Raw genomic sequence first — 15,939 nt, 5'->3', positions numbered from 1 at the left:
GCTGCGGTGTTCGGGATCACCGGACCCCGGGTTTGCGGGCCCCGGCCGAATTACGTAACGTTGCTGTTGTGAAAAACGCGGCAGCGCTGTCCGAGGGGCCGGTGACCGGTACGGTCGTCGGCGCGCCGGCCGCTGCCGACCTGTCGACCCGGGACCGGGTCACCCAGCTCCTGCTGGAGCGGGGCGCGACCACCGCCGCGCAGCTCGGTTCGGCGCTCGGCCTCAGCCCGGCCGCGATCCGCCGCCACCTCGACGCGATGCTCGCTGACGGTGACGTGCTCGCCCGGGAGCAGGCCGTGCGCGGCAGCCGGGGGCGGGGCCGGCCGGCCAAGGTCTTCGCGCTGACCGAGGCGGCCCGGGTGCGTTGCGGCACCCACCACTACGACAACATGGCCACCGCCGCGCTGCGGTGGATCGCCCGCACCGGTGGCGCCGAGGCGGTCGCGGAGTTCGCGGCCGACCAGGTCGCCGCGCTGGAGAACCGCTGCCGGGCCGCCATGGAGGACGCCGGTGACGCCCCGCTCGCGCGGGCCGAGGCGCTCGCCGGGGCGCTGACCGCCGAGGGTTACGCTGCCAACGCGTCCACGATCGCCTCCGGCGGCCAGCTCTGCCAGCACCACTGCCCGGTGGCGCACGTGGCCGCCGAGTTCCCCCAGCTGTGCGAGGCCGAGACCGCGGTGATCTCCCGCCTGGTCGGCACCCACGTGCAGCGCCTGGCCACCATCGCGCACGGCGACGGCGTGTGCACCACGCACATTCCCGCCCAGTCCGGTTCCACCGTCACCACTGTGAGGACAGATAGATGACCGAGCAGATCGTCCAGCCCCTGACCCAGGAGGAGCAGCTCGCCGCCCTCGGTCGTTACGAGTACGGCTGGTCCGACCCCGACGTCGCCGGGTCGTCCGCCCAGCGCGGCATCAACGAGGCGGTGGTGCGGGACATCTCGGCCAAGAAGAACGAGCCGGCCTGGATGCTCGACCTGCGGCTGAAGGGCCTGCGGCTGTTCGGCCGCAAGCCGATGCCGGCCTGGGGCGCGGACCTCACCGGGATCGACTTCGACAACATCAAGTACTTCGTCCGGTCCACCGAGAAGCAGGCCACCAGCTGGGAGGACCTGCCGGAGGACATCAAGAACACCTACGACCGGCTGGGCATCCCGGAGGCGGAGAAGCAGCGGCTGGTCGCCGGCGTCGCGGCGCAGTACGAGTCCGAGGTCGTCTACCACAAGATCCGTGAGGACCTCGAGGAGCAGGGCGTCGTCTTCCTCGACACCGACACCGCGCTGCGCGAGCACGAGGACATCTTCAAGGAGTACTTCGGCACGGTGATCCCGGTCGGCGACAACAAGTTCGCCGCGTTGAACACCTCCGTCTGGTCCGGTGGCTCGTTCATCTACGTGCCGAAGGGCGTGCACGTGGAGATCCCGCTGCAGGCCTACTTCCGGATCAACACGGAGAACATGGGCCAGTTCGAGCGGACGCTGATCATCGTCGACGAGGGCGCGTACGTGCACTACGTCGAGGGCTGCACCGCGCCGCTCTACTCCTCCGACTCGCTGCACAGCGCGGTCGTGGAGATCGTGGTCAAGAAGAACGCGCGCTGCCGCTACACCACCATCCAGAACTGGTCGAACAACGTCTACAACCTGGTCACCAAGCGCGCGGTGTGCCACGAGGGCGCGACCATGGAGTGGGTCGACGGCAACATCGGCTCCAAGGTCACCATGAAGTACCCGGCGGTCTACATGACCGGCGAGCACGCCAAGGGCGAGGTGCTCTCGGTGGCCATGGCCGGCGAGGGCCAGCACCAGGACGCCGGCGCCAAGATGGTGCACGCGGCGCCGCACACCTCCTCGACCATCATCTCCAAGTCGATCGCCCGGGGCGGTGGCCGCACCTCCTACCGCGGTCTCGTGCAGGTGCTGGAGGGCTCGCACAGCAGCCGCAGCACGGTCAAGTGCGACGCGCTGCTGGTCGACACCATCTCCCGCTCCGACACCTACCCGTACGTCGACATCCGCGAGGACGACGTGTCGATGGGGCACGAGGCGACCGTCTCCAAGATCAGCGACGACCAGCTCTTCTACCTGATGAGCCGCGGTCTGAGCGAGGACGAGGCGATGGCGATGATCGTGCGCGGCTTCATCGAGCCGATCGCCAAGGAGCTTCCGATGGAGTACGCGCTGGAGCTGAACCGCCTGATCGAGCTGCAGATGGAGGGCGCGGTCGGCTGACGCCGCCCGCGTCGGGCCGGGCCTCGTGCCCGGCCCGTCTCCGGTTCCACTGACACCGCCGTCGCTGAACAGACCAAGGAAGAGATGACTACCCAGGCTTCCGCGCCGCCCACGACCAAGTCGCAGGCGCTCCGCTCGTACGACGTCGCCGACTTCCCGGCCCTGACCGGCCTGGAGGAGGAGTGGCGCTTCACCCCGCTCAAGCGCCTCCGCGGCCTGGCGGGTGACGGCTCCGGGGTGGCGCGCGGCACGGTCCGGCACGAGCACGGCGACCTGCCCGAGGGCGTCGCCGTCGACCGGATCGGCCGGGACGACCCGCGGGTGGGCAGCGTGCTCACGCCGTTCGACCGGGTCAGCGCGCTGGCCTACGGCGCGGCCGAGGACGCCCTGCTGGTGACCGTCGCCCGGGACGCCGTGGTGGACGCGCCGGTGCGCCTGCGGGTGGTCGGCGAGGACGCCGGGGCGCTGGCGTTCGGGCACACGTTCGTCGAGGTGGGCCGCTTCGCCGAGGTGACGGTGGTGCTGGAGCACGTCGGGTCCGCCACGCTCGCCGACAACGTCGAGGTGACGGTGGCGGACGGGGCGAAGCTGACGCTCGTCACGCTCGCCGAGTGGGCCGACGACGCGGTCCAGGCGCAGCACCTGAAGGTCCGGCTGGGCCGCGACGCCAAGGTCGTGCACGTGCAGGTGAGCCTCGGCGGTGACCTGGTCCGGCAGCACACCACCGTGGAGTACACCCAGCGCGGCGGCGAGGCCGAGCTGTACGGCCTCTACTTCGCCGACTCCGGCCAGCACCTGGAGCACCGGCAGCTCGTTGACCACACCGTGCCGGACTGCCGCAGCAACGTCGGCTACCGCGGCGCGCTCCAGGGCGACGACGCGCACACCGTCTGGGTCGGCGACGTGCTGATCCGGGCCGAGGCGACCGGCACCGACACGTACGAGATCAACCGGAACCTGTTGCTCAGCGACGGCGCCCGGGCCGACTCGGTGCCCAACCTGGAGATCGAGACCGGCGAGATCGCCGGTGCCGGGCACGCCAGCGCGACCGGCCGGTTCGACGACGAGCAGCTGTTCTACCTGATGGCCCGCGGCATCCCGGAGTCCGAGGCGCGGCGCCTGGTGGTGCGCGGCTTCTTCGCCGAGCTGATCAACAAGATCCCGGTCGAGGACCTGCGCGAGCGCCTCGGTGACGCGATCGAGGCCCGCCTCACGAAGGCCGGCGCCTGATGATCAGGATCTGTTCGACCGAGGACGTGCCGAAGGGCGCGGTGATCAGCGCCGACGTGGACGGTGTGCAGATCGCGGTCGTGCACGGCGAGGACGACGCGTTCTACGCCGTACGCGACGAGTGCTCGCACGCCGCCGTGGCGCTCTCCGAGGGCGAGGTCTCCGGTTGCACGCTGGAATGCTGGCTGCACGGATCCCGTTTCGACCTGCGTACCGGTGAGCCCACCGGGCTGCCCGCGACCGAACCCGTACCCGTCTACCCCGTCGAGGTCCGCGACGGCGAGATCTACGTCAGCATGACGCCGAGCAATGGAGTGACGCGATAATGAGCACCCTGGAGATCCGCGACCTGAAGGTGTCGGTCAAGCTGCCCGAGGGTGAGCTCAAGCCGATCCTGCACGGGGTCGACCTGACCGTGCGCTCCGGTGAGACGCACGCGATCATGGGCCCGAACGGCTCCGGCAAGTCGACGCTGGCCTACTCGGTCGCCGGCCACCCGAAGTACGAGATCACCGGCGGCGAGGTGACGCTCGACGGCGAGGACGTGCTCGCCATGTCCGTCGACGAGCGGGCCCGCGCCGGCCTCTTCCTGGCCATGCAGTACCCGGTCGAGGTCCCCGGCGTGTCGGTGGCCAACTTCCTGCGTACCGCCAAGACCGCCATCGACGGCGAGGCGCCGAAGCTGCGCACCTGGGCCGGCGAGCTGCGTGGCGCCATGGAGAAGCTCCAGATGGACCCGGCGTTCGCCCAGCGCAACGTCAACGAGGGCTTCTCCGGCGGCGAGAAGAAGCGGCACGAGATCGTGCAGCTCGAACTCCTCAAGCCGAAGATCGCCATCCTCGACGAGACCGACTCCGGCCTCGACGTGGACGCGCTGCGCGTGGTCAGCGAGGGCGTCAACCGGGTCCGCGACACCGGCGACACCGGGATGCTGCTGATCACCCACTACACCCGGATCCTGCGCTACATCAAGCCGGACTTCGTGCACGTCTTCGTCGCCGGCCGGATCGTCGAGCAGGGCGGTCGGGAGCTGGCCGACAAGCTCGAGGAAGAGGGCTACGAGCGGTACGTCGCCGGAGCCGGCGCGGCGCGGGCCTGAGTCTCGACATGACCTCCTCGATCGCGATCCCGGCGGGCATGCCGCAGTACGACGACGTGCCGCGCTTCGACGTGGCGGCGGTGCGGGCCGACTTCCCGATCCTGGATCGGGAGGTCAACGGCCACCCGCTGGTCTACCTGGACAGCGCCAACACCTCGCACAAGCCGCGTCAGGTGCTCGACGTGCTCACCGAGCACTACGCGAGGCACAACGCCAACGTGTCGCGCTCGGTGCACACGTTGGGCACCGAGGCGACCGAGGCGTACGAGGGCGCGCGGGCGAAGATCGCCGCGTTCGTCCACGCGCCCAGCGTCGACGAGGTGGTGTTCACCAAGAACTCCACCGAGGCGATCAACCTGGTGGCGTACGCGTTCTCCAACGCGTCGCTGCGTGCGGACGCCGACCCCCGGTTCCGCATCGGTCCGGGTGACGAGATCGTGATCTCCGAGATGGAGCACCACTCGAACATCGTGCCGTGGCAGCTCCTCGCCGAGCGCACCGGCGCGACGCTGCGCTGGTTCCCGGTGACCGACGGCGGCCGGCTGGACGAGTCGGGCCTGGACGACCTGGTCACCGAGCGCACGAAGATCGTCTCGCTGGTGCACACGTCGAACATCCTCGGCACGGTCAACGCCACCGCTCGGATCACCGAGCGGGTCCGTCAGGTCGGCGCGTTGCTGCTGCTCGACTGCTCCCAGTCGGTGCCGCACCAGCCGATCGACGTGGTCGACCTGGACGCGGACTTCATCGTCTTCACCGGCCACAAGATGTGCGGTCCGACCGGCATCGGCGTGCTCTGGGGCCGGGGCGAGCTGCTCGCCGCGATGCCCCCGGTGCTGGGCGGCGGCTCGATGATCGAGACGGTGACGATGGCGCGGTCGACGTTCGCCGCGCCGCCGGCCCGGTTCGAGGCGGGCACGCCGCCGATCGCCGAGGCGGTCGCGCTCGGCGCGGCGGTGGACTACCTCAGCGGCGTCGGGATGCGGGCGATCCAGTGGCACGAGAAGGAGCTGACGGCGTACGCGCTGGACGCCCTCGCCACCGTGCCCGGGCTGCGGATCTTCGGCCCGTCGGTGCCGGTCGGCCGGGGCGGGACGATCTCGTTCGCGCTCGGTGACGTGCACCCGCACGACGTCGGGCAGGTGCTCGACTCGCTCGGCGTGCAGGTGCGGGTGGGCCACCACTGCGCCAAGCCGGTGTGCACCCGCTTCGGGGTGCCGGCCATGACGCGGGCGTCGTTCTACCTCTACACCACCACGACGGAGATCGACGCCCTGGTGGCGGGTCTGGAGCAGGTGCGGAAGGTGTTCGCGTGAGCGGCGACGCAGGAGCCCGCGAATCGACGGGAGTTCAGCGTGATGCAACTTAGTTCTCTCTACCAGGAGATCATCCTGGACCACTACAAGCACCCGCACGGCCGTGGCCTGCGGGACGCGGCGGACCCGGCGGCCCGGGTCGGCGAGGCGCACCACGTGAACCCGACCTGCGGTGACGAGATCACCGTACGGGTGGCGACCGACGGCACGGTGTTCACCGACATCTCCTACGACGGGATGGGCTGCTCGATCAGCCAGGCGTCGGCGAGCATCCTGCACGAACTGCTGCGCGGCCGGGCCGCGGCCGACGCCACGGTGGTGCACGAGGCGTTCGTCGAGTTGATGTCCGGACGGGGCCAGGTCACGCCGGACGAGGACGTGCTCGGCGACGGGGTGGCGTTCGCGGGTGTCGCGCGCTACCCGGCCCGGGTCAAGTGCGCGCTGCTGTCGTGGATGGCGTTCAAGGACGCCGCGGCACGCGCCGGGGTGGGCGTGGGCCCCGAGGCGAAGGCGAATCATCAATACAGCCCGGCGGCGTCCCAGGCCGGTGCCGGGCGAAGCGAGGGGGCGGCATGAGCGAGGACGAGACCACCACGACGCCGGAGACCGGCGCGGTGGCGACCGACAGCCCGGTGACGCCGGCCAACGGCAAGGCCGCTGTCGGCGACATCGAGGAGGCGATGAAGGACGTCGTCGACCCCGAGCTGGGCATCAACGTGGTCGACCTGGGTCTGGTGTACGGCGTGCACGTGGACGACGAGAACGTCGCCACGCTGGACATGACGCTGACCTCGGCGGCGTGCCCGCTGACCGACGTGATCGAGGACCAGACCCGGCAGGCGTTGACCACCGGGCCGGGCGGCGGTCTGGTGAACGACATCCGGATCAACTGGGTGTGGCTGCCGCCGTGGGGCCCCGACAAGATCACTGACGAGGGGCGGGACCAGCTCCGTTCACTCGGCTTCAACGTCTGACCCGTTCCACGGGTCACCAGGCGAGGGCGCGGCACCCCCTTTCGGGGCGCCGCGCCCTCGCCTTTCCACCCCACCCCCACCTCTCCGGCCCGCAGATTCACGGAAAGAGGCCCTTCTGGAAATGGGTGGTGGGGGTGGTGGGATGGGGGGAAGGATGAGCGGGTGATCGAGGCGTACCCGAAGCAGGTTCCTGTCCGTGCGGCCACCACCGCGCGTCGACAGCGCACCGCGCGGCGGGTCGCCTCGCGTCCCCGTCCACCGTCGTGACCGGGGCGTTCCTCGCCGGTCTGCTGGCCGGTTACGGCGTCGCCGTGCCGGTCGGCGCGATCGCGATCCTCATTCTCGGGCTGAGCGCCCGTCACGGGTTCCGGGTCGGCGTGGCCGCGGCGCTCGCGGTGGCCACCGCGGACGGGCTCTACGCCGCGCTGGCCACGCTGGGCGGGGCCGGACTGGCCCGCGTGTTGGCCCCGGTGGCCGGGCCGCTGCGGGTGGTCGCCGCGCTGGTGCTGCTCGGCATCGCCGCCCACGGCCTGTGGCGGGCCTGGTCCGGCCGGCGGGCCCGGGAGGTCGCCGAGACGCCGTCCGGGCGTGGCCTGCACACCCCGGCCCGGGCGTACGCGGCGCTGCTCGGGCTGACGCTGCTCAACCCGGCGACGGTGCTCTACTTCGCCGCGCTGGTGCTCGGCCGCCGGGATGCCGCCGACCCGGACCCGACCGCCGCCGCGTCGTTCGTGACCGGCGCGTTCCTGGCGTCGGCGAGCTGGCAACTGCTGGTGGCCGGTGGCGGGTCGATGGTCGGGCGCGTGCTGGCCGGCCCGCGCGGTCGGCTGGTCACCGGGCTGGTCTCCAGCGCGCTGATCGCCGCCCTGGCGGCGGCCACCCTGCTGTCCGGCTGAACCGCGTACCGTCGTGGCATGAGCAGCCGACCCGCAGCCGGGGGTGGCCGGTGGGTGGAGGTCGATCCGGGCCGCGTCCTCCGCTGGGTCGAGGGCTTCGCCGACCGGCACGGCCCACCCGTCACCACCGTTCAGGGCTACGGGCTGCTGCTCACCGCCCCGGACGGCGCCACCGCCGAGCTGCACACCCCGCCCGGCGCGCGTTCCACACCGGACCTGACCGCGTTCGCCGGTGTCGCCGCCGCGCCGCGCCGGATCGGCCTGCTGCTGGCTCGCAAGGGCGCGGTGGCGGTCGGGGTGGCCGACGGGGCCGAGCTGGTGACCTCCAAGGTCGACACCCGGTACGTGCAGGGCCGCACGGCCGCGGGGGGCTGGTCCCAGCAGCGGTTCGCCAGGCGGCGCGACAACCAGGCGAAGGCGGCGCTGGGCGACGCCGCTGATCTCGCCGTACGCCTGCTGTTGCCGGCCGCCGGCACGCTCACGGTGGTGGTCTGCGGCGGCGACCGGCGCGCGGTGGACACGGTGCTGGCCGACCGGCGGCTGGCCCCGCTCGCGGCGCTGCGCGCCGGTCGCCTCCTCGACGTGCCCGAGCCCCGGCACGCCGTCCTGGTCGCGGCCGTCAGCGCCGCCCGGGCGGTCCACATCCTGGTCCGGTGAACGGGAAAGATCACATCAAGACGGTCAATCCCGCGCGCCCCTAGTGCATCGAATCGACTCGATGCATAAAGTCGGTGTACGAAGTGGTGGGTCTCCGGGCGACCCCAGGGCAGCTTCGCCTACGCCGTTCACGCACCGACATCGTCAGGAGAAGGCATTTCATGAACGGACATCAGGGCGGCCGGCTGCGGGCCCGGTGGCGCAGTGCCACCAGGCTTCTCGCCGCCGCGGCGGCGATGTGCACCGGAAGCGTCGTGCTCACCGCCGCACTCACCACGGGCCCGGCATCCGCCGGCCCCACCGAACGCGTCGCGCTGGCCGGCGCCGCGGCCACCAGCGTCACCACGGGCGGCGCGCACACGTGTGCGATCCGTGCCGACGGGGCGCTGCTGTGCTGGGGCTCCAACTACAGCGGCCAGCTCGGTGACGGGACCACCACGAACCGGGGGACCCCGGCGCGGGTCGGCACCGCCACCTGGACCGGCGTCGACGCGGGCACCGGCCACACCTGCGCGGTGCGGACGGGCGGCACGCTGTGGTGCTGGGGCTCGAACTTCCGGGGCCAGCTCGGTGACGGAACCACCACCAGCCGCAGCACCCCGGTGCAGGTCGGCACCGCCACCACCTGGGCCCGGGTGGACGCCGGCCCGGCGCACACCTGTGGCGTCCGGACCGACGGCACGCTCTGGTGCTGGGGCTTCAACCGGACCTCGCAGCTGGGCGTCGGCACCTCGCCGTACACCGCGACCACCCCGTTGCAGGTCGGCACCGCGACCAACTGGGCGAGCGTCTCGACCGGCTTCGCGCACACCTGCGGTGTCCGCACCGACGGCACGCTGTGGTGCTGGGGGCTCAGCTCGGACGGTCAGCTCGGTCTCGGCACGCTGGGCTCCCAGACGACGCCCGCGCAGGTCGGCACCGCGACCACCTGGACCGGCGTCACGACCGGGTACGCGCACACCTGCGGCGTCCGGTCCGGCACGCTGTGGTGCTGGGGTGAGAACGGGTACGGGCAACTGGGCGTGAGCGGCAGCTACCAGACCGCGCCGGTGCAGGTCGGCACCGCCGCCACCTGGAGCCGGGTCGCCGCCAGCGGTGACGCGACGTGCGCGTCCCGCACCGACGGCAGCCTGTGGTGCTGGGGCAAGAACGCGACCGGGCAGGTGGGCGACGGCACCACCACCCACCGGTCCGCGCCGACCCGCGTCGGTACCGCCACCACCTGGACGGGGGGCCTCGCCGCCACCGACCACAGCTGCGCCATCCGGACCGACGGCGGCCTGTGGTGCTGGGGCGACAACAGCGGGGGCCAGCTGGGCGACGGCACCACGGTCGAGCGGTCCAGCCCGGCCGAGGTGACGCTGCCGGCCTGATCCGCCGGAAACACGACGTCGGGCCGTCGGCCGGCGCCGCTGGGTGTTCCAGCGTGCCGGCCGACGGCCCGGCGGGGGAAGCGGCGGTGCGGTCTACTTGCCGGCGCCGAAGGTGTCGCAGGCCTTCGGGTCGCCGGTGGAGAAGCCCTTGGTGAACCACTGCTTGCGCTGTTCGGAGCTGCCGTGGGTGAACTCGTCCGGGTTCACCGGCCGGCCGGAGCGCTGCTGGATGGCGTCGTCGCCGATCTTCTCGGCGGTGTCGATCGCCTGCTGGATGTCCTGGTCGGTGATGCTCGTGAAGATCTTCTGGCCCTGCTCGTCGGCGGTGCCGGTGGCGTTCTTGGCCCAGGCGCCGGCGTAGCAGTCGGCCTGGAGTTCGAGCTTCACCGAGAGCGCGTTGGCGCTCTCCGGGTCGCGCTGCTGCTGGCGGCGCATCTGCGCCTCGGTGCCGAGCAGGTCCTGCACGTGGTGGCCGTACTCGTGGGCCAGCACGTACGGCTGGGCGAACTCGCCCTCGGCGCCGAGCTGGTCGGCGAGCAGGCGGTAGAACGTGAGGTCGATGTAGACCAGGTCGTCGGCCGGGCAGTAGAACGGGCCGACGCCGGAGTCGGCCGCGCCGCAGCCGGTGCTGACGTTCTGGCTGAAGAAGACCGTCTTGGACGGCTTGTACTGCTCGCCGAACACCTCCGGCATGGCGGTGCGCCAGTACGCCTGGATCGAGTTGACGTAGAGCGCGTTGCGGCAGTCGAGCTGCTTCAACGCGTCGTCCGCCGAGCACTTCTGCTCCAGCGAGGTGTTGTCGCCCTGCGCCGGGTCGTCGCCGCCGTTGGTGGCCGCGTTGAGGCCGAAGCCGCCGCCCACCAGGGCGACCAGCACGGCGATGATGATGCCCACGATCCCGCCACGACCGCCGCCGGTCGGGATCGGGATGCCCATCCCGCCTCCCCCGCCGGACCCTCGCCGGTCGTCCACCTGGCTGGTGTCGACCCGCGCGTTCTCATTCAGCTCCATGTTGACCCCGATCACCGATCTGTCCGTGTGTGGTGGTTGCGGTACCGGACCGGGTCCGGACGGCGAATTCGGTACCCGATGATCTTGTGCGGTAATCCGGCGGGACGACCACGGCGCGCCCGGTACACTGGAACCGTGCTGCGCTGCGAAGGCTGAACGGCCCCGCGCCGACGGGAGAACGAGACCCGCCGGCGCTTTCGCGTGCCCTGAGTCAGCCCTTCCGGACCCCGAGAGCGAGTACTCCGAAATGATCACTGCCACCGGCCTGGAACTGCGCGCCGGTTCCCGGATCCTGCTGTCCGACACCACCCTGCGGGTGCAGCCGGGCGACCGGATCGGCCTGGTCGGCCGCAACGGCGCCGGCAAGACCACCACGCTGAAGGTGCTCGCCGGGGAGGGCCAGCCGTACGCCGGGCAGCTCGACCGGCGCAGCGCCATCGGCTACCTGCCGCAGGACCCGCGTACCGGCGACCTGGAGGTCACCGGCCGGGACCGGGTCCTCTCCGCACGCGGCCTGGACGTGCTCATGGCGCAGATGAAGGAGCTGGAGGACAAGCTCGCCGAGGGCGCCGACGACGAGCGGCTGGTCCGCCGCTACGGCGCGTTGGAGGACCAGTTCGCCTCGCTGGGCGGCTACGCGGCCGAGGCCGAGGCGGCCCGGATCTGCGCCAACCTCGGCCTGCCCGACCGCGCCCTGGCGCAGACCATCGGCACGCTCTCCGGCGGTCAGCGCCGCCGCATCGAGCTGGCCCGGATCCTGTTCCGGGACGCCGGCGAGAACGGCGGCGGCATCCTGCTGCTCGACGAGCCCACCAACCACCTCGACGCGGACTCGATCACCTGGCTGCGCGGCTTCCTCGCCAACCACAAGGGCGGCCTGATCGTGATCTCCCACGACGCGTCGCTGCTGGAGGCCGTGGTCAACAAGGTCTGGTTCCTGGACGCCACCCGGGCCGTCGTGGACACGTACAACCTGGGTTGGAAGGCGTACCAGGAGGCGCGGGAGACCGACGAGCGCCGCCGCCGCCGGGAGCGCGCCAACGCGGAGAAGAAGGCCGGCGCGTTGATGGCGCAGGCGGACAAGATGCGGGCCAAGGCCACCAAGACGGTCGCCGCGCAGAACATGGCCCGCCGCGCCGAACGGCTGCTCTCCGGCCTGGACGAGGTCCGGGTCGCCGACAGGGTGGCCAAGGTGCGCTTCCCCAACCCGGCGCCGTGCGGCAAGACGCCGCTGACCGCCAGCGGCCTGTCCAAGTCGTACGGGTCGCTGGAGATCTTCACCGACGTGAACGTCGCGGTGGACCGGGGCTCCCGGGTGGCCATCCTCGGGCTCAACGGCGCCGGCAAGACCACGCTGCTGCGGATGCTCGGCGGCCTGCTGGAGCCGGACACCGGCGAGGTGCGCCCCGGGCACGGCCTGCGGCTCGGCTACTACGCCCAGGAGCACGAGACGCTGGACGTGGACCGGACGATCCTGGAGCACATGCGCAGCGCCGCGTCCGACCAGACCGACACCGACCTGCGCAAGATCCTCGGCGCGTTCCTGTTCTCCGGCGAGGACGTCGACAAGCCGGCCGGCGTGCTCTCCGGTGGCGAGAAGACCCGGCTGGCGCTGGCCACGCTGGTCTGCTCCGGGGCCAACGTGCTGCTGCTGGACGAGCCCACGAACAACCTCGACCCGGTCAGCCGGGAGCAGGTGCTCGACGCGATCGCCCGCTACCCGGGCGCGATCGTGCTGGTCACCCACGACCCGGGGGCGGTCAGCGCGCTCAAGCCGGACCGCGCCATCCTGCTGCCCGACGGCGACGAGGACGCCTGGTCCGACGACCTGCTCGAACTGGTCGAGCTGGCCTGACCCGGGGCCGGCGGCCGGCGGCGCGGTTCAGCCGAGCAGGTCGGCGAGGCGGGGGAGGACGCCGGAGGTGAGCAGGATGGTCGCGCCGATGACGATGAAGATCGCCGGCACCAGCCAGTGGCCGGCGCGGCCGACCAGCGACACCACCCGGGGGTGGCCGCCGAGCGCGGCGGCGACGGCGCACCACACGGCGACCAGCACGGCGAAGACCAGCAACCAGACCAGGCCGGTGAGCGGGTCGAGGGCGCGGAAGACCGGCACGTAGACCGCGATGTTGTCGGCGCCGTTGGCCACCGTGACCCCGGCGACGCCGAACAGGGTGCCGACGACCACCGGCGGGTCGTCGTCCCCGGCCCGGTTCCGCAGCGCGCGGACGCCGAGCGCGATCGGCAGCAGCCCGAGCAGCCCCGGCCACGGGTCGGGCACCACCAGCAACCCGGCGGCGGCCACCACCGCGACGGCGACCAGCGCGCCGATGCCCGCGTACTGACCGGCGACGATCTGCCAGGGCCGCGGCCGACCGTCGGTCCGGGACGCCACGAAGAGCACGGTGAGCACGACGACGTCGTCCAGATTGGTGGCGGCGAACACTCCGGCGGCACCGGCCGCGACGGCGATCAGATCGGTCACCGGGGGCACGATACGACCCGGTCGGTACGGATCGGACGGCCGGGAGGATCACTCTATCGGGAAGCTGACATTGCGTAGCGTGTCGGTTGGCGAATAGTTGATATCTGGCGCATGATCGTTCGAGGCGGTCTAATAGGTGGGACCGTATCCGAACCGCACAGTCTGGGACGTGAGGAATCAGCATGGCAGCCACCGGCACAGCCACCAGCACTGAGAAGGGTCGCCGGATCGTCGGGGCCGAGCGTCAGACGCTCGCCAAAGACCTGGTAAAGCGGTACACCGGGGGTGAGAGCATTCGTGCGCTGGCGGCCTCGACCGGCCGCTCGTACGGGTTCATCCACCGGGTGCTCACCGAGTCCGGGGTGCAGCTGCGGCAGCGCGGCGGTGCCCGGCGCCGCAAGAAGGCGTGACCCGCCCCCCAGCGTCGTCCATCAGCGTCGCGCTCCGGGTGGTCCGGTGACCACCGAGACGACCGGAGTTCGACTCGACTGCGACGGGCCGGTCGCGACGGTGACGTTGTGCCGGCCCGACGTGCTCAACGCCCAGACCCCGGCGATGTGGCGCGCCATGAGCGACTTCTCCCGGGACCTGCCCGGTGACGTCCGGGTCGTCGTCGTACGCGGCGAGGGGCGGGCCTTCTCCGCGGGCCTGGACCTCGCGGTCGCCGGTGCCTCCGGGCCGGGTTCCTTCGCCGAGCTGGCCACGCTCTCCGAGTCCGAGTGCGCCGACCGGATCGCCGCCTACCAGGCCGGCTTCACCTGGCTGCACCGGCCGGACGTCGTCTCGATCGCCGCCGTGCAGGGCCACGCGATCGGCGCCGGCCTCCAGCTCGCGCTCGCCTGCGACCTGCGGGTGCTGGCCGCCGACGCGAAGCTCTCGATGGCCGAGGTGACGCTCGGGCTGGTCCCCGACCTGGCCGGCACGCGCCGCCTGGTGGAGCTGGTCGGCTACTCCCGCGCCCTGGAGATCTGCGCCACCGGCCGTCGGATGGACGCCGCCGAGGCGGACCGGATCGGCCTGGCCACGCTCGTGGTGCCCACCGACGAGCTGGACGCCGCGGTGCGCGACCTGGCCGCCGGGCTGCTGGCCAACAGCCGGGACGCCGTCGTGGAGATCAAGGCGCTGCTCGCCGGCGCGGCCGAGCGCTCGCACGCCGAGCAGCAGCGCGCCGAGCGGGAGGCCCAGACCCGCCGGATCCGGGACCTGGCCGGGCGCGGCGAATAGCGGTAAGGACCCCGAGGGAAGATCTGGGTTACTCGCGAGGTTGTCACAGGCGTCGGGAGAATTGACTCCGGCGGTTCACGCCGCCCGACGACCCGGAGGTGACGAGTGTCCAACCCCATGGCCGGCGGCGGCATGGGCGGCTGGAGCATGCTCCGGTCCCTGCGCAACCGCGACGAGGTGTCCGCCCACCGGCTCAAGCGGGGCACCGCCCGGCGGATCGTCGCGTTCGCCCAGCCCTACCGGCGCGACATCGTCGTCTTCCTGCTCACCGTGATCGTCGCCGCGGTGATCGGCGTGGCCACCCCGCTGCTCGCCGGTGACGTCATCGACGCGATCGCCGGCCGCGGTCCCGACGCCCGCGACACCGTGGTCCGGCTCGCCCTGATCATCGCCGCGCTGGCCGTGGCCGACGCGCTGTTCTCGCTGGCCCAGCGGTGGTATTCGGCCCGCATCGGCGAGGGCATCATCCTCGACCTGCGGACCAAGGTCTACGACCACGTCCAGCGGATGCCGCTGCAGTTCTTCACCCGCACCCAGACCGGCGCGCTGGTCAGCCGGCTCAACAACGACGTGCTCGGCGCCCAGCGCGCGTTCACCTCGACGCTGTCCGGGGTGGTCAGCAACGTCATCCAGCTCGTGCTCACCGCCGGGGCGATGCTGGTGCTGTCCTGGCAGATCACCGTGCTGGCGCTGGTGCTGCTGCCGATCTTCGTCATCCCGGCCCGCCGGGTCGGCCGCCGGCTGGCCGAGATCACCCGCGAGTCCTACGACCTCGACGCCAAGATGAACGCCACCATGACCGAGCGGTTCGGCGTGTCGGGCGCGCTGCTGGTCAAGCTGTTCGGCACGCCCGAGGTGGAGGCCGACCGGTTCGCCCGCCGGGCCGAGCGGGTGCGCGACATCGGCATCCAGTCCGCCATGTATTCGCGCACGTTCTTCGTGGCGATGCTGCTGGTCGCCTCGCTGGCCCAGGCGTTGACCTACGGCGTGGGCGGCTGGCTCGCGGTCACCGGCGCGGTCAGCGCGGGCACCGTCGTCAAGCTGGCGCTGCTGCTGACCCGCCTCTACGGCCCGCTCACCGCGCTGTCCAACGTCCGGGTCGACGTGATGAGCGCGTTGGTCTCCTTCGACCGCGTCTTCGAGGTGCTCGACCTGCGTCCGGCCATCGCGGAGAAGCCCGACGCGGTGCCGGTGCCGCCCCGCAACGGCCGGGTCGAGTTCCGGGACGTGCGCTTCCGCTACCCGAGCGCCGCGGAGGTGTCGCTGGCCTCGCTGGAGGAGGTCGCCACGCTGGACCGTACGGTGACCGAGCCGGTGCTCAAGGGCGTCTCGTTCGCCGTCGAGCCCGGGCAGATGGTGGCGTTGGTCGGCCCGTCCGGCGCCGGCAAGTCGACGCTGTCCATGCTCATCTCCCGGATCTACGACGTCAGCGACGGCCAGG

General features: G+C 71.9%; 16 protein-coding genes and 1 pseudogene. 15 read left to right on the top strand and 2 right to left on the bottom strand.

Going from position 1 to position 15,939, the window contains the following annotated elements; translation table 11 throughout:
* Positions 1-68: 68 nt before the first annotated feature.
* The 11 genes and pseudogenes from TPA0908_RS08465 (at position 69) to TPA0908_RS08415 (ending at position 9,778) form a co-directional block, all read left to right on the top strand.
* Positions 69-806, top strand: coding sequence for a helix-turn-helix transcriptional regulator (locus tag TPA0908_RS08465; protein ID WP_374709187.1), 738 nt, complete (start codon positions 69-71; stop codon positions 804-806).
* Positions 803-2,233 carry a Fe-S cluster assembly protein SufB gene (gene sufB / locus TPA0908_RS08460; RefSeq protein WP_281936333.1) on the top strand — a complete coding sequence of 477 codons (1,431 nt, stop codon included), beginning with the start codon at positions 803-805 and terminating at the stop codon, positions 2,231-2,233. The genes TPA0908_RS08465 and sufB overlap by 4 nt, the downstream gene beginning before the upstream one ends.
* Before the next feature lie 84 nt (positions 2,234-2,317).
* A complete protein-coding gene (gene sufD / locus TPA0908_RS08455; RefSeq protein ID WP_281936331.1) occupies positions 2,318-3,463 on the top strand; it encodes a Fe-S cluster assembly protein SufD in 1,146 nt (381 codons plus the stop codon).
* Positions 3,463-3,789, top strand: coding sequence for a non-heme iron oxygenase ferredoxin subunit (locus TPA0908_RS08450; RefSeq protein ID WP_281936329.1), 327 nt, complete (start codon positions 3,463-3,465; stop codon positions 3,787-3,789). Before sufD ends, TPA0908_RS08450 begins: the two co-directional genes overlap by 1 nt.
* On the top strand, positions 3,789-4,562 hold the full coding sequence (sufC, locus tag TPA0908_RS08445) for a Fe-S cluster assembly ATPase SufC (protein ID WP_281936327.1): 774 nt from the start codon (positions 3,789-3,791) through the stop codon (positions 4,560-4,562). Before TPA0908_RS08450 ends, sufC begins: the two co-directional genes overlap by 1 nt.
* Positions 4,563-4,570: 8 nt before the next feature.
* Complete coding sequence (locus tag TPA0908_RS08440) at positions 4,571-5,878, top strand: cysteine desulfurase (protein ID WP_281936325.1); 1,308 nt, start codon at positions 4,571-4,573, stop codon at positions 5,876-5,878.
* A gap of 42 nt (positions 5,879-5,920) precedes the next feature.
* A pseudogene (gene sufU, locus TPA0908_RS08435) lies at positions 5,921-6,379 on the top strand (Fe-S cluster assembly sulfur transfer protein SufU); the annotation flags it as partial.
* Between the two features lie 71 nt (positions 6,380-6,450).
* Positions 6,451-6,852: a metal-sulfur cluster assembly factor gene (locus TPA0908_RS08430; protein ID WP_281936323.1), complete on the top strand. Its 402-nt coding sequence runs from the start codon at positions 6,451-6,453 to the stop codon at positions 6,850-6,852.
* 263 nt (positions 6,853-7,115) lie between these two features.
* Positions 7,116-7,748: a LysE family transporter gene (locus tag TPA0908_RS08425; RefSeq protein WP_281936321.1), complete on the top strand. Its 633-nt coding sequence runs from the start codon at positions 7,116-7,118 to the stop codon at positions 7,746-7,748.
* Between the two features lie 18 nt (positions 7,749-7,766).
* On the top strand, positions 7,767-8,405 hold the full coding sequence (locus TPA0908_RS08420) for an acVLRF1 family peptidyl-tRNA hydrolase (RefSeq protein ID WP_281936319.1): 639 nt from the start codon (positions 7,767-7,769) through the stop codon (positions 8,403-8,405).
* Positions 8,406-8,566: 161 nt separating this feature from the next.
* Positions 8,567-9,778: an RCC1 domain-containing protein gene (locus TPA0908_RS08415; protein WP_281936318.1), complete on the top strand. Its 1,212-nt coding sequence runs from the start codon at positions 8,567-8,569 to the stop codon at positions 9,776-9,778.
* A 93-nt stretch (positions 9,779-9,871) separates the two neighbouring features.
* On the opposite strand, the gene ypfJ is transcribed toward TPA0908_RS08415, so the two are convergent.
* A complete protein-coding gene (gene ypfJ / locus TPA0908_RS08410) occupies positions 9,872-10,789 on the bottom strand; it encodes a KPN_02809 family neutral zinc metallopeptidase (protein ID WP_281936317.1) in 918 nt (305 codons plus the stop codon).
* Between the two features lie 247 nt (positions 10,790-11,036).
* Between ypfJ and TPA0908_RS08405 the strand changes: the two genes are divergently transcribed.
* Positions 11,037-12,644 (top strand): ABC-F family ATP-binding cassette domain-containing protein, encoded by a 1,608-nt coding sequence (locus TPA0908_RS08405; protein WP_281936316.1) that lies wholly within the window; start codon positions 11,037-11,039, stop codon positions 12,642-12,644.
* Between the two features lie 27 nt (positions 12,645-12,671).
* Here the strand turns inward: TPA0908_RS08405 and TPA0908_RS08400 are convergent, their stop codons facing one another.
* Positions 12,672-13,274, bottom strand: a complete 603-nt coding sequence (locus TPA0908_RS08400; RefSeq protein WP_281936315.1) for a cadmium resistance transporter — start codon at positions 13,272-13,274, stop codon at positions 12,672-12,674.
* A 182-nt stretch (positions 13,275-13,456) separates the two neighbouring features.
* On the opposite strand from TPA0908_RS08400, the gene TPA0908_RS08395 reads away from it, so the two are divergent.
* The 3 genes from TPA0908_RS08395 to TPA0908_RS08385 all read left to right on the top strand — a co-directional run.
* Complete coding sequence (locus tag TPA0908_RS08395; RefSeq protein WP_007072022.1) at positions 13,457-13,684, top strand: helix-turn-helix domain-containing protein; 228 nt, start codon at positions 13,457-13,459, stop codon at positions 13,682-13,684.
* A 46-nt stretch (positions 13,685-13,730) separates the two neighbouring features.
* A complete protein-coding gene (locus tag TPA0908_RS08390; protein ID WP_281936313.1) occupies positions 13,731-14,498 on the top strand; it encodes an enoyl-CoA hydratase/isomerase family protein in 768 nt (255 codons plus the stop codon).
* A gap of 117 nt (positions 14,499-14,615) precedes the next feature.
* A partial coding sequence (locus TPA0908_RS08385; protein ID WP_281938480.1) for an ABC transporter ATP-binding protein occupies positions 14,616-15,939 on the top strand: 1,324 nt, incomplete at its 3' end.

It is taken from the genome of Micromonospora sp. AKA38 (genome assembly GCF_027925725.1).
Lineage (GTDB): Bacteria > Actinomycetota > Actinomycetes > Mycobacteriales > Micromonosporaceae > Micromonospora.
The sequence above is the reverse complement of the archived record's forward strand: the minus strand, read 5'-3'. Positions and strand labels throughout refer to the sequence as shown.